Annotated in this window: 11 protein-coding genes; 6 read left to right on the forward strand and 5 right to left on the reverse strand. The window is 57.7% G+C overall.

Annotated features, from left to right (window positions below; all coding sequences use genetic code 11):
- Positions 1-101: 101 nt before the first annotated feature.
- The gene (locus tag GRH90_RS06275) at positions 102-1,094 is read left to right on the forward strand and encodes a 2-hydroxyacid dehydrogenase (protein ID WP_162365096.1); all 993 of its coding nucleotides are present in this window, start codon (positions 102-104) and stop codon (positions 1,092-1,094) included.
- Between the two features lie 287 nt (positions 1,095-1,381).
- Here GRH90_RS06275 and GRH90_RS06280 read toward each other — a convergent pair whose 3' ends face one another.
- On the reverse strand, positions 1,382-1,993 hold the full coding sequence (locus tag GRH90_RS06280) for a hypothetical protein (RefSeq protein WP_162365097.1): 612 nt from the start codon (positions 1,991-1,993) through the stop codon (positions 1,382-1,384).
- Between the two features lie 425 nt (positions 1,994-2,418).
- The gene (locus tag GRH90_RS06285) at positions 2,419-2,646 is read right to left on the reverse strand and encodes a DUF333 domain-containing protein (protein WP_246235914.1); all 228 of its coding nucleotides are present in this window, start codon (positions 2,644-2,646) and stop codon (positions 2,419-2,421) included.
- A 245-nt stretch (positions 2,647-2,891) separates the two neighbouring features.
- Between GRH90_RS06285 and nifJ the strand changes: the two genes are divergently transcribed.
- From nifJ to ttcA, 3 genes are all read left to right on the forward strand, one after another.
- Positions 2,892-6,434, forward strand: a complete 3,543-nt coding sequence (gene nifJ, locus GRH90_RS06290; protein WP_162365099.1) for a pyruvate:ferredoxin (flavodoxin) oxidoreductase — start codon at positions 2,892-2,894, stop codon at positions 6,432-6,434.
- 162 nt (positions 6,435-6,596) lie between these two features.
- Positions 6,597-7,085, forward strand: coding sequence for a hypothetical protein (locus tag GRH90_RS06295; protein WP_162365100.1), 489 nt, complete (start codon positions 6,597-6,599; stop codon positions 7,083-7,085).
- Positions 7,086-7,195: 110 nt separating this feature from the next.
- Positions 7,196-8,122, forward strand: coding sequence for a tRNA 2-thiocytidine(32) synthetase TtcA (ttcA, locus tag GRH90_RS06300; protein ID WP_162365101.1), 927 nt, complete (start codon positions 7,196-7,198; stop codon positions 8,120-8,122).
- Positions 8,123-8,130: 8 nt separating this feature from the next.
- Here the strand turns inward: ttcA and GRH90_RS06305 are convergent, their stop codons facing one another.
- Entirely contained in the window at positions 8,131-8,328 is a 198-nt protein-coding gene (locus GRH90_RS06305; protein WP_162365075.1) for a hypothetical protein, read from the reverse strand.
- Positions 8,329-8,701: 373 nt separating this feature from the next.
- Complete coding sequence (gene zntB, locus GRH90_RS06310) at positions 8,702-9,679, reverse strand: zinc transporter ZntB (RefSeq protein ID WP_312857172.1); 978 nt, start codon at positions 9,677-9,679, stop codon at positions 8,702-8,704.
- A 524-nt stretch (positions 9,680-10,203) separates the two neighbouring features.
- Between zntB and GRH90_RS06315 the strand changes: the two genes are divergently transcribed.
- Positions 10,204-10,515, forward strand: coding sequence for a hypothetical protein (locus tag GRH90_RS06315; protein ID WP_162365102.1), 312 nt, complete (start codon positions 10,204-10,206; stop codon positions 10,513-10,515).
- Positions 10,516-10,557: 42 nt separating this feature from the next.
- On the opposite strand, the gene GRH90_RS06320 is transcribed toward GRH90_RS06315, so the two are convergent.
- A complete protein-coding gene (locus tag GRH90_RS06320; RefSeq protein WP_162365103.1) occupies positions 10,558-12,174 on the reverse strand; it encodes a peptide ABC transporter substrate-binding protein in 1,617 nt (538 codons plus the stop codon).
- Between the two features lie 143 nt (positions 12,175-12,317).
- On the opposite strand from GRH90_RS06320, the gene mpaA reads away from it, so the two are divergent.
- Positions 12,318-13,052, forward strand: a complete 735-nt coding sequence (gene mpaA / locus GRH90_RS06325) for a murein tripeptide amidase MpaA (RefSeq protein WP_162365104.1) — start codon at positions 12,318-12,320, stop codon at positions 13,050-13,052.
- The last annotated feature ends 4 nt before the right edge of the window (positions 13,053-13,056 follow it).

Genomic DNA, 13,056 nt, shown 5'->3' on the forward strand with positions numbered 1-13,056 from the left:
AGGTGATTCGGCACAAACGCGTACTTTTATCCCATGGAGAGGGATACATTGAGTGATCCCATGCCTTTTGCTACCCTGGGCCGATAATATGGAGAAATCACATGAAACTAGCGGTTTATAGCACCAAAAATTACGATCATAAATATTTGTCGCAGGTAAATGAACGTTTTGGCTTCGAAATTGAATTTTTTGAATTCCAGCTAACGCCACGCACCGCAAAAACCGCTGAAGGCTGTGACGCCGTCTGTATTTTTGTCAATGACGACGGCGGCCGCGAGGTGCTGGAGGCCTTGGCCGGGCTGGGCGTGAAGCTGCTGGCGCTGCGCTGCGCCGGCTTCGACAATGTGGATCTGGCGGCGGCAAAAGAGCTGGGCATCCAGGTGGCGCGCGTGCCCGCCTATTCGCCCGAGGCGGTGGCGGAACATGCCATCGGCCTGATGATGTGCCTGAACCGGCGCATTCACCGCGCCTACCAGCGCACCCGCGACGCCAATTTTTCCCTGGAGGGACTGATCGGCTTTAATATGCACAACCGTACCGCGGGCGTGATCGGCACCGGTAAAATCGGCGTGGCCACCATGCGCATCCTGAAAGGGTTCGGCATGCGCCTGCTGGCCTTCGATCCCTACCCCAGCGCCCAGGCCCTGGAGCTCGGCGCCGAATATGTGGATTTAAAAACCCTGTTTGCGCAAGCGGACGTGATTACCCTGCACTGCCCGCTAACGCCGGAAAATCACCATCTGCTGGACAGGCAGGCTTTTGCGCAGATGAAGGACGGGGTGATGATCATCAACACCAGCCGCGGCGGTCTGATCGATTCGCAGGCGGCCATCGAAGCGCTCAAGCTGCAGAAAATCGGCGCGCTGGGCATGGACGTGTATGAAAATGAACGCGATCTGTTTTTTGAGGATAACTCCAACGACGTGATCCAGGATGACGTGTTCCGCCGCCTTTCCGCCTGCCACAACGTGCTGTTTACCGGCCACCAGGCGTTCCTGACCGAAGAAGCGCTGACCAGCATCGGCGAGGTCACGCTGCAAAACCTGCTGCAGTTGAGCCAAGGCGAGCGCTGCCCGAACCTGGTGACAGCCTGATAAACCCGCCGGTCCCGTGGCCGGGCCGCGGGACAGACATTTACGGTTCCCGACGGAAACCGCAGCGGCTTGCATCGCCAAAAATACCGGGATGGCATTCCATTTTATATTTTAAGTACCCCTGTTTAAACTGTAATGGAAAGCCCTGGATTTTTTGTTTTTTTTGCCGGCGAACCTATTATTTTACGCATGCCGCACGCATTGCCAATGGCTAAAACCTTAATATTTATGAATTGTTGATAAATTGATATGGCCCCGGGTTACCGGGACCGATAATGGATAATTTATTATTGTGAATTTCTTTCTAAGAAAATAGATTCAATTACGTTAATTTTTTTAATCATTTCTTCTATAATGGGTCCAAGCAGGGATATATTTTTATGGAGTTCAATACGGACCCTGTCGTCCTCATTCCATTGATTAAAACAGCGCATCCAGTCGATATACCGGCTAACCATATCCATCAGGCGATTAAAATGCCCAAGAAATTTTTCAGGCTGATCAAACCCGGATTCTATCTTACTGGTATCCATTTCATGCTGAAGCACCTCAATACCCAGGCATAATTCCCTGGCAGTCAGGCAAAACCAATCCAAGGAACTAACCATAGAGCCACCACCGGTCGCGCCAACCCCGGGCGGCGGAGTATTGTGCACAGGCCGCGCAGGAGGGAGTAACTCGCCCGCCCGCCTGGTTTTTGCCTGTGCGGGATAAGTGTCATCCAGCCCAGCCACGGCGGCGTCCCGCTTGAACGCCGGTTGACCGCCGTCGCCAGCGTAGTTTTGTATGGCCACGACCGGGAAAGGCAATACCCGCCCTTCAGGGCATGGCGGGTATTGCGTTGCCGCCCGCGAGAGGGCTACGGCATTAAATACGGCGGATGCAAAAAATGTGTTCATAGGGACGTTTAATCCTTGCGATATAAACAATTGGCCTGGCTCCTTTTAACGGCAGTTGCCAGCAGGAACATGATTTTATTCCAGCAAAGTCTGAGCCGGGCCGCTATCCGTTTAATGTTTCCCCATTGTTAAGTTAGAATACATTTCCCCAGCGCACGACCGCGCTGGCAAGGATGAATTAATTAATATGATACCTATCAGGATAAAATAATTATTTTTAAGCAGGCCGGCGTAAGGAAAGGCTACTATTTCCCGCGCGGATAAAGGTAATGCTGGACCCTGCAATTAAACATCCCGCCAAAGCGTACAATCAAAAGTTTGCCGCGGCCAGCGATCGCCGACGGCAACCCCAACCTTTCCGCTATTGCGCCCGGACAAAAGGATAGATTACACCCGCCACAGGCCGGACCACGGCCTGTTAAGCGTTAGAACGCCTGGAAACGCTTGCCATTGGCCAACTGGCACATACCGACCGTGGTGCCGTCGAGCTGGCGCGCCAGGGTCATGGTGCCGCCCGCGGACATGCAGCGGGGGGTATTGGGCACATCCACGCGCTGCGGCAGGCCGGCGACGGTGGCCTGCTGGCCCACTTGTTCGGGTTCTTCATTATTCGGGCTGCTGCAGGCGACTAAAAATAACGCGGATGTTGCCATTAACCACCGTGAAAACGTCATCAATCGGCTCCAAAATAATTAAGCTGGGAATAGTCTGAAACTTGCATTCTAGACGCACATAATGTTCACGTCGAGTATCGCGCGCCCGCCTTTACAAACCGGCAAACCCACGCCATCGCACAAAAGCAAAAATCCCCTATGGTTGCTGCTGGTATACTGGCGGCCATTAGGGATAACCCAATGATTTATGGGTTATCAACCGTGAAGCAGAATTAAGGTACAGCATGATCACCACAGACGGGAATAACGCAGTCGCTTCGGTGGCCTACCGCATTAATGAAGTTATCGCCATTTATCCGATTACGCCCAGTTCCACCATGGCGGAACAGGCTGATGCCTGGTCAGAAGCAGGCGCCACCAATATCTGGGGCGACGTTCCCCGGGTGGTGGAAATGCAGTCCGAGGGCGGCGCCATCGCCACCGTGCACGGCGCGCTGCAAACCGGCGCCTTGTCCACGTCGTTTACCTCGTCGCAGGGTTTACTGCTGATGATCCCGACGCTGTACAAACTGGCGGGGCAACTGACGCCGTTTGTGCTGCACGTGGCGGCCCGCACCGTCGCCACCCATGCGCTGTCGATTTTCGGCGACCATTCGGACGTGATGGCGGTGCGCCAGACCGGCTGCGCCATGCTGTGCGCCAGCAACGTGCAGGAAGCGCAGGATTTCGCGCTGATAGCGCAAATCGCCAGCCTCAACAGCCGGCTGCCGTTTATCCACTTTTTCGATGGATTTCGCACCTCGCACGAAATCAATAAAATCGCGCCGCTGTCCGACGACCAGCTCAAAAGCCTGCTGCCGCAGGCGGGCATCGACGCCCATCGCAGCAGGGCGTTGACGCCGGATAACCCGGTGATCCGCGGCACCTCGGCCAATCCGGACACCTATTTCCAGTCGCGCGAAGCCACCAATCCCTGGTACAACCAGACTTATGCCCATGTGCAACAGGCCATGGACGCCTTTGCCGGCGCCACCGGCCGGCAATACCGCCCGTTTGAATATTACGGCCATCCGCAGGCCGAGCGCGTGATTATCCTGATGGGGTCGGCCAGCGGCACCTGCGAAGAGGTGATCGATACCCTGCTCGCCAGCGGCGAAAAGGTCGGCATCGTCAAGGTGCGGCTCTACCGGCCGTTCTCGGCCGAACATTTGCTGGCCGAAATCCCCGCCGGCGTTAAAAGCATCGCGGTGCTCGATCGCACCAAGGAGCCCGGTTCGCTTGCCGAACCCCTGTACCTGGATGTGATGACCGCGCTGGCGGAGGCCTATGGCCTGGGACAACGCGACTCCCTGCCGCGCACCATCGGCGGCCGTTACGGCCTGTCGTCCAAGGAATTTGATCCGGCGTGCGTGCTGGCGATTTTTAACGAGCTGTCCCTGCCCCGGCCCAAGCCGCGCTTTACCGTGGGCATCTACGACGATGTGACCAACCTGTCCCTGCCCCTGCCGGAGGCGGATTTGCCGCGCCAGGCCAAGCTGGAAGCCTTGTTTTACGGTCTTGGCAGCGACGGCTCGGTGTCCGCCACCAAAAACAACATTAAAATTATCGGCAACAGTACCCCGATGTTCGCCCAGGGCTACTTTGTCTACGATTCGAAAAAGGCGGGCGGCCTGACCGTTTCCCATCTGCGGGTCAGCGAAAAACCGATTAACTCCGCCTACCTGATAAGCCACGCCGACTTTATCGGCTGCCATCAATCGCAGTTTATCGATAAATACCAGATGGTGGAGCGGTTGCGCCCCGGCGGCATCTTCCTGCTGAACACCCCTTACGGCGCCGATGAAATCTGGGCGCGCCTGCCGCAGGAAGTGCAGGCGCTGCTCAAGGCGCGCCAGGCGCGTTTTTATATTATCAACGCCGCGCAGATTGCCCGCGAATGCCAGCTAGGCGCGCGCATCAATACCGTCATGCAGATGGCGTTTTTCCAGTTGGCCGAAATCCTTCCTCCGGACAGCGCCCTGGCGGAGCTGCAGTCGGCCATTGCCCGCAGCTACAGCAGCAAAGGCCAGGAATTGGTGGAGCGTAACTGGCGGGCGCTGGCCGCCACGCGCGAAGCGCTGCACGCGGTGCCGCCGGAGGACGTTAACGCCCATAGCCCGATGCGCCCGCCGGTGGTTTCCGACGCCGCGCCGGATTTTGTCAAAACCGTTACCGCCGCCATGCTGGCGGGCCTGGGGGACGCCCTGCCGGTTTCCGCCCTGCCGCCCGACGGCACCTGGCCGGTGGGCACCACCCGATGGGAAAAACGCAATATCGCCGAACAGATCCCGCTGTGGAAGCCGGATCTCTGTACCCAGTGTAACCATTGCGTCGCCGCCTGCCCCCACGCCGCCATCCGCGCCAAGGTCGTGGCGCCGCAGGCCATGGACGCGGCGCCCGCGGGGCTGGCCTCGCTGGACGTCAAGTCGCGCGATATGCGCGGACAAAAATACGTGCTGCAGGTGGCGCCGGAAGACTGTACCGGCTGTAACCTCTGCGTCGAGGTCTGCCCGGCCAGGGATCGCCAGGACCCGTCGATCAAAGCCATTAACATGGCCTCGCGCCTGGAACATGTGGAAGAAGAAAAAATCCACTACGATTTCTTCCTGGATCTGCCGGAAATGGCCGTATCGCAGCTTGAGCGTATCGATATCCGCACCTCACAGCTGGTTACGCCGTTGTTTGAATACTCCGGCGCCTGTTCCGGCTGCGGCGAAACGCCTTATATCAAGCTGCTGACCCAGCTCTATGGCGATCGGTTGCTGATCGCCAACGCCACCGGCTGTTCATCCATCTACGGCGGCAACCTGCCCTCCACGCCTTATACCACCAACGCCGAAGGACGCGGTCCGGCATGGGCCAACTCATTATTCGAGGATAACGCCGAATTCGGGCTGGGTTTCCGCCTGACGGTGGACCACCATCGTCAACGGGTGCTGCGCTTGCTTAATGAGCATGCCGCGCTGCTGCCGGCGGCGCTGGTGGAGGGGCTGCGCGCCGATGGCGTGGCGGTGGAGGAGCGCCGCGGCCAGATAACGCGGCTGCGCGCCGAATTGCAACCGGCGCTGCGACAGGATAGCGTCGACCACGGCCTGCGCCAGTTGGCCAAGGACGCCGACTACCTGGTGGATAAATCCATCTGGCTCATCGGCGGCGACGGCTGGGCGTACGATATCGGTTTCGGCGGGCTGGATCACGTCATGAGCCTGACGGAAAACGTCAACATCCTGGTGCTCGACACCCAATGCTATTCCAATACCGGCGGCCAGCAGTCGAAAGCCACGCCGCTGGGCGCGGTGACCAAATTTGGCGAGCAGGGCAAACGTAAGGCCCGTAAGGATCTGGGCGTCAGCATGATGATGTACGGTCATGTTTACGTGGCGCAAATCTCCCTCGGCGCCCAGCTGAACCAGACGGTAAAAGCCATTCAGGAGGCGGAAGCCTATCCCGGCCCGTCGCTGATTATCGCCTACAGCCCCTGCGAGGAACATGGCTATGACCTGGCGTTAAGCCACGACCAGATGCGCCAGCTGACCGCCACCGGCTTCTGGCCGCTCTATCGTTTCGATCCCCGCCGCAGCGGCGAGGGCAAGCTTCCACTGGCCCTGGATTCGCGTCCGCCCGGCAGCGATCTCAGCGCCACGCTGCTTAACGAGCAGCGTTTCCGGCGGCTGAACACCCAGCAGCCGGAGGTGGCCGCCGCGCTCTACCAGGCGGCGGAAAAAGATCTGCAGGTAAAATACGATTTCCTGGCCCGTATGGCGGGTAAAGAGGACGCGGCCGAATAACGCCCGGCCGGCGATGGGGTGATGCGTTAAGGCTCCGCGCCCCCGGGCCGGGATGGGGCGTTGATATCAGGCCCCGCCCCGCGTTGATGCGGGGCATGGACTTTCCAGCCGCCGGCTTAGGCGCTACTATGGAGCATCTTTCGGCATTAATTCAGGTACGCAATGGATCAGGGTGAAGTGACCTCCGCTGTTCAGCATCCCGCGCAGGACATATTTTTTCTTTCATGGGTGGCTTATATCCGGCCGCTGGTATTGTTCCTGGTGATGGGCACGATCGGACTTATCGTCTCCCAGTCCGCCCGCGACGCCAATTTTATCCTGGTGGGCTACGCCATCTTGTTTATCGCCATCATCAAGGTGATTTACGATATCGCCTGGCGCCGGCGCTTTATGTTTTATTATGACGAGGACGGCGTGTGGGTATTTCGCGGCATCCTGCCGTGGAAAAAAGGCATCGGCGGCGTCAAATGGCGCGATATCGACGAAGCCACCTACTACACCGGCTTCATCAGCTGGCTGACCAAGTCGTATCGCGTCCGGGTCGGCCATCGCTTTACCCACTCCAGCGAAATCCTGGTCGCCCACATCAAGCGCGGCAATCTGGCGGTGGCGGTCATCAACCAGAAGCTGATGCAGGATTTTCCCCGCTGAAATGTGTTCAACGCCGCAGGCATAATCGCGTACAATCCACGGCATAAGTCATAACATCGCGCCGCCGCAGGGCTTTGCGGCGCGCCAGGATAAGTCAAAGGCATAACCACGTGGTCGACCAAAAAGAACAATACAACCGCAATAAATTACATAAGCGCCTGCGTCGCAACGTCGGCCAGGCCATCGCCGATTTTAATATGATTGAAGACGGCGATCGCATCATGGTATGCCTCTCGGGCGGCAAGGACAGCTATACCATGCTGGAAATCCTGCGCAATTTGCAGCAAAGCGCGCCGGTCGGCTTCTCGCTGGTGGCGGTAAACCTGGATCAAAAGCAGCCGGGCTTTCCCGCCGACATCCTGCCCGCCTATCTCGAGGCGTTGGGCGTTGAATATAAAATTGTCGAGGAGAATACCTACGGCATCGTAAAAGATAAGATTCCCGAGGGCAAAACCACCTGCTCCTTATGCTCCCGCCTGCGGCGCGGCATTTTGTACCGCACCGCCACTGAGCTGGGCGCCACTAAGATCGCCCTGGGCCACCATCGCGACGATATCCTGCAGACGCTGTTCCTCAATATGTTCTACGGCGGCAAATTAAAAGGCATGCCGCCCAAGCTGATGAGCGATGACGGCCGGCAGATCGTGATCCGCCCGCTGGCCTACTGCCGTGAAAAAGATATCGCGCGGTTTGCCAAGGCCCGCGCCTTCCCGATTATCCCCTGCAACCTGTGCGGCTCGCAGCCTAACCTGCAGCGCCAGGTAATAGGCAATATGCTCAGGGACTGGGACAAGCATTACCCGGGCCGCCTGGAGACCATGTTCAGCGCCATGCAAAACGTGGTGCCGTCCCATTTGGCCGACGGCCGGCTGTTTGATTTCAAGCAATTGCATATCGGCGATGATATCGTCGACGGCGGCGACCTGGCGTTCGATCCGCAGGAGCTACCCTCCCAGCCCGCGGGCTGGCTGGCGGATGAGGCCGCGGTGGTCCAGATGCCGGCCGGCGCGCGGCTTAGCGTGGTCGAGATAAAATAGCGCCACGATTACCACATATGCGGCGGGGGATCCTGAATGGGTTTCGGGTCCGGATTATAGGGCGGCTCCAGCGGCGGGTCCGGCAGCGGATTGGGTATGGGCGGCGGATCGGTGGGGATGGGTTCATTGGGGATCGGATCGCCGGGTATGCTCATTCGATACGGAGTCGGTGCGCGGCGCACCCGCGGCGTCATGGTCGTATACATATTGTCCACCTCATCAAGGGCCATATCAAAACGGCGGGCGTGCCGTTGACTCCCTTTAAGGATAGTGGGCAATCGGCCGCAGGACAAATCGCCGCGGCTGCCGACATGCCGGAGACAGCCGTAAAAAAAGCCAAAAAAAAATGCCAGGTTCAACACCCGGCATTATATGAATTAAATATGCTATGCAATAATTCAAAAAAAGGAAGTAAGACAATATGGAGCGCAACGCCCATCGCTTGACGTTGCATTCACCTGCGGGATCGATATTGCCCCATCCCGAACCCCTGCTTTTTGATATTGCTCAATTTTAGTTGGCTTTTTTGCGATTATTCAGCAAACTTCGCCGCGGCTCACACCAAAAGAAAGCTTGGGGCTATAGCCATTTACGCCGTTTTAACCATATCGCTACACCCAGCACCAGTACGATTAACGATAGGCAGAAGATGCTGAAGCCAAAACGCATATTGCCGCCCGGTATGCCGCCCAGGTTGACGCCGAACAGACCGGTCAGGAAGGTGGTCGGCAGGAAAATCATCGCCATCAGCGACATGGTATAACCGCGACGATTAATCGACTCGGCGGTCAGCCAGTTGATTTCATCGGCAATCACCGCCGTGCGGGCAATGCCGCCGTCTATATCGTCGATGCCGCGCCCAAGCCGGTCGGAGATATCCTGCATGCGGCGGCGATCGTCATCCCCCATCCACGGCAGATGTTCGCTGGCCAGACGGGCAAACACATCGCGCTGCGGCGCCATATAGCGCCGCAGGACTATCAGTTGCTTACGCAGCTTCGAGAGCTGGCCCCGCGGGGGGATCTGCTGGTCCAGCAGATCGTTTTCCAGGACGATGATCCGGTCGTGCATATCCTCGATAAATTCACTGGTGTGATCGGTCAGCGTATCGCACATATCCACCAGCCAGCTGCCGCTGTCCTCCGGCCCCTGTTTTTTCTGCAGTTCGTCAAGCATCTCCTCCACCGCCTGGATCGGCTGGTTACGGGTAGTGACGATCAGTTTTTCCGTGATATAAATGCGCAGGACTATCAGCTCTTCCGGATATTCCTCGGTATTGAAGTTGATACTGCGTAAAATAATCAGCGCCCCTTCAGGTATGCGGTTAACACGCGGCCGCGTGCTGATGCCGGCCAGCGATTCGCGCACCGGGTCGGGAATTAACGGCGAGCTGCTGAGCCATTCGCTGCTGGCCGGATGTTCCGTATCCAGATGCAGCCAGCATGGATGGATACAGTGCGCGATGTCCGAGGCCTCAATCGGGACAATGCCCCCCTGGCCGTCCAGTTGTCCGGCGTAGACCACGCCGTTGATATGCAAGGCTTCACGATCTATCACTTCAACTTCTATCCCTTAAACAGCAAACGTTGACGTCAAGTCTAGCGCCAAACCGGCAGAAAATCCTGCTTTACCTATTATTGAAGACGTAATTAATAGCCTCAGTCCATCATGGATGGTCCGTTATGTCGTTCTAAAACGGGTCGTCGCGTCATCCGGTTATTATTACAAAAAAAAGGCAATCGACATTATTATATTAACCGCGTCTTTTGCCCTTAAAAAGATATTCCTTTTTATCACGTTGCTATAAAGATGCCAATCGCCATAATAACCATCCCGTTTATTCAATAACGGCACGCGACAAAATAACATTCTGGAGATTAAGTATAATCATGTTAAGCAGTATTTTAAGCGGCATCCCAAAAACCGATATTATCAATGAGATTCTAACATCAAATCGTGCTGGCCGTTATGCCCACGCTCGGTCATGAGACGGCGCTGGCCGACTCCGATGCGCGGCGGGTCGGGAGTTTATCCTGGGGCTATTGGCATGCCGGGCTAAGATTACTCAGGACCTTGGATATTTGTTAAACGTCTTCAATCGTAATCTGCCGACCCATCAAGGGGAATATTCGCGCGTGGCGCGCTATCCCCAAGGAGCCTATATCCCCTGGATCGACATTATCGGCCCCGGCGATATCGTTACCAACTTCCCGGTTTTCATGAGCGTATCGTCAGAAGAGCGTTATGCCATAAGCCTGGCAAAACAGACCGGCGCGGATATGGCGGCGGGCAAAGATCATTTAGCAAATGATTACAATCGAAAAACAATGCGCCGCCAAACCGCCTCATTATCCCTGATTCGTGGCGGGCAAAAACCACCGGCGACGGGATAATAAACTCCATGACCTGCCATGGGGTTTATGCGAAACGCTGGATTAGTGTTTGAGGATATACATCGTCTGGCTGTAGGCGACGTCTTCCGGATTGGTTATCGGGTATCCCCGCACCCAGGGTTTGATCAAGCGGCCGTTGGTGTATTGGTAAATCGGCGCAATCGGCGCCTGGTCGGCAATCATCGCTTCCGCTTTATTATAATCGGCGCTCAGGCGCTCAGGGCTGGTTTGCCGGCTGGCCTCGGCGAGCAGGCGATCGTAGGCGGGGTCGTTAAACTTGGCGATATTGCCGCTGTGGGCGGCGGTCAACAGCGACAGGAAGGTGGACGGCTCATTGTAATCCCCTACCCAGGAGGCGCGCACCACGTCAAAATTACCGGTGTTGCGGCTGTCGATATAGGTTTTCCATTCCTGGTTCACCAGCTGGACATTGACGCCCAGCTTTTTCTTCCACATGGAGGCGACGGCGATGGCGATTTTTTCGTGGCTTTCCGAGGTATTATACAGCAGGCTCAGGGTAAGGGGCTTTTCCGGACCGTAGCCGGCCGCTTTCATCAGGACTTTCGCCTCGGCATCCAGCTCCTCCTGGGAATGCTGCTGCAGGAAATTCTGCGTAGGTTTAAAGCCCGCGGTCACGTCCGGGGTAAAATGCCAGGCCGGTTTTTCGCCGGTGCCGACCACTTTTCCGGCGATAATCCGGCGATCGATGGCGTAGGACAGGGCTTTGCGCACGCGAACATCGTCGGTGGGCGCACGCCGGGTGTTAAAAGCGTAATAATAAGTGCCGAGCTGATCCGGGGTATAGACCTGTCCGGGAATATCCTTGAGCAACTTCTGGTACCTGTCTTTCGGGAAGGATTCGGTGATGTCGATGTCATCGGCCAGGTAACGGTTCAGGGCCGACGATTCCTGGTTCAGGGGAATAAAGGTCACCTGGGTTAATACCGTGTGCTGATGATCCCAATAATGTTCATTGGGCGTCAGGACGATTTTTTCATTGACCACCCGCTGATGCAGCGCGAAAGCGCCGTTGCCCACCAGGTTGCCGACCCTGGTCCAGTCGTTGCCGTATTTTTCCACCGCGGCGCGATGCACCGGAAACAGGCTGAAATTGGCGGTCAGGCTGGCAAAGTACGGCACCGGTTTGCTGAGCTGGACCTTGAGGGTATAGTCGTCCGGCGCGCTGACGCCCAAGCGTTCGGCGGGCAGTTTGCCGGCGGTGATATCGGCGGCGTTTTCCAGGCCGGCCAGTTCGGCGAACCAGGCGAAAGAAGAAAGATTTCTCGGGTCGGCCAGGCGTCGCCAACTGTAGACAAAGTCATTTGCCGTGACAGGGTCACCGTTTGACCAGCGCGCGTCGTGGCGCAGGTGGAAAATAAAGGTCCGGTTATCATTGGTTTGCCAGCGGGCCGCCACGCCCGGGATCGGGTTGCCCCTGGCATCCTCGTTGACCAGGCCTTCAAACAGGTCGCGCACCACCTGGGCTTCCGGCAGGCCGACCACTTTAATCGGGTCCAGGGAGGCGGGTTCATCTTTGATATGGCGCACGATTTGCTGCCGGTCGGCCAGCTGCGTGCCCTCGGGCACCGTGGCGGCCCAGGGATGGCCGCTGAGGGCGGCGATGAACGACGCGCATAGGGTGTATTTAAAACGTGGCATAGGGTTATCCTTGCTATCGTATCCGGTGCACCGTGTCCCCGCGCGCTTTCCCGGCGTTTTGCCGGCCGGGGATAATAACGCCGGACGTTTTGCGATAAAGTAGACAGGCCAATGTAACGTATTATTTTCTGTCAGGAAACAGCATGATGTCATTTCAACCACGTTCCCGGCGCGGGAAATTGCCTTCGCTGGGCGAACCCTTCGGCCGATCGGTCTTAGGCGCGCCGTTGCTGTACTTTCCGGCCACGGCCGCCGGGCCGGATACCGGCCTGGTGATCGCCGGCACCCATGGCGACGAGACCGCGAGCGTCGTGGCGTTGTCGTGCGCGCTGCGTACCCTGGGCATGCAGGCCCTGCGTCATCATCTGATCCTGGCGGTCAACCCCGACGGGTGCCAGCTGGGGCTGCGGGCCAATGCCAACGGCGTGGACCTGAACCGCAATTTTCCGGCCGCCAACTGGCGGCCGGGGGATACGGTGTATCGCTGGACCAGCCAGGCGCAAGAGCGTGACGTGCTGCTGTCGACCGGCGGCGGCCCCGGTTCGGAACCGGAAACGGCGGCGCTGTGCCGGCTGATTGCGCGCCTCAAGCCGGCGTGGGTGGTGTCTTTCCATGAACCGCTGGCCTGTGTGGAGGAAGCGGCGGCCTCCCCGTTGGGCCGGTGGCTGGCGGCGCGGTTGACCTTGCCGCTGGTGGCAAGCGTGGGCTACGAGACACCCGGCTCCTTCGGCAGTTGGTGCGCCGATGGCGGTTTGCCCTGCATTACCGCCGAGTTTCCGGCTATTTCGGCCGATGCCGCCACGAACCGCTATCTGGCGGCGTTGGTGGATCTGCTGGCCTACGATGAAAATGTCGCGCGCGAGGCGCTTCCCCGTTAACACG

It is taken from the genome of Acerihabitans arboris, from assembly GCF_010131535.1.
GTDB lineage: Bacteria > Pseudomonadota > Gammaproteobacteria > Enterobacterales > Enterobacteriaceae > Acerihabitans > Acerihabitans arboris.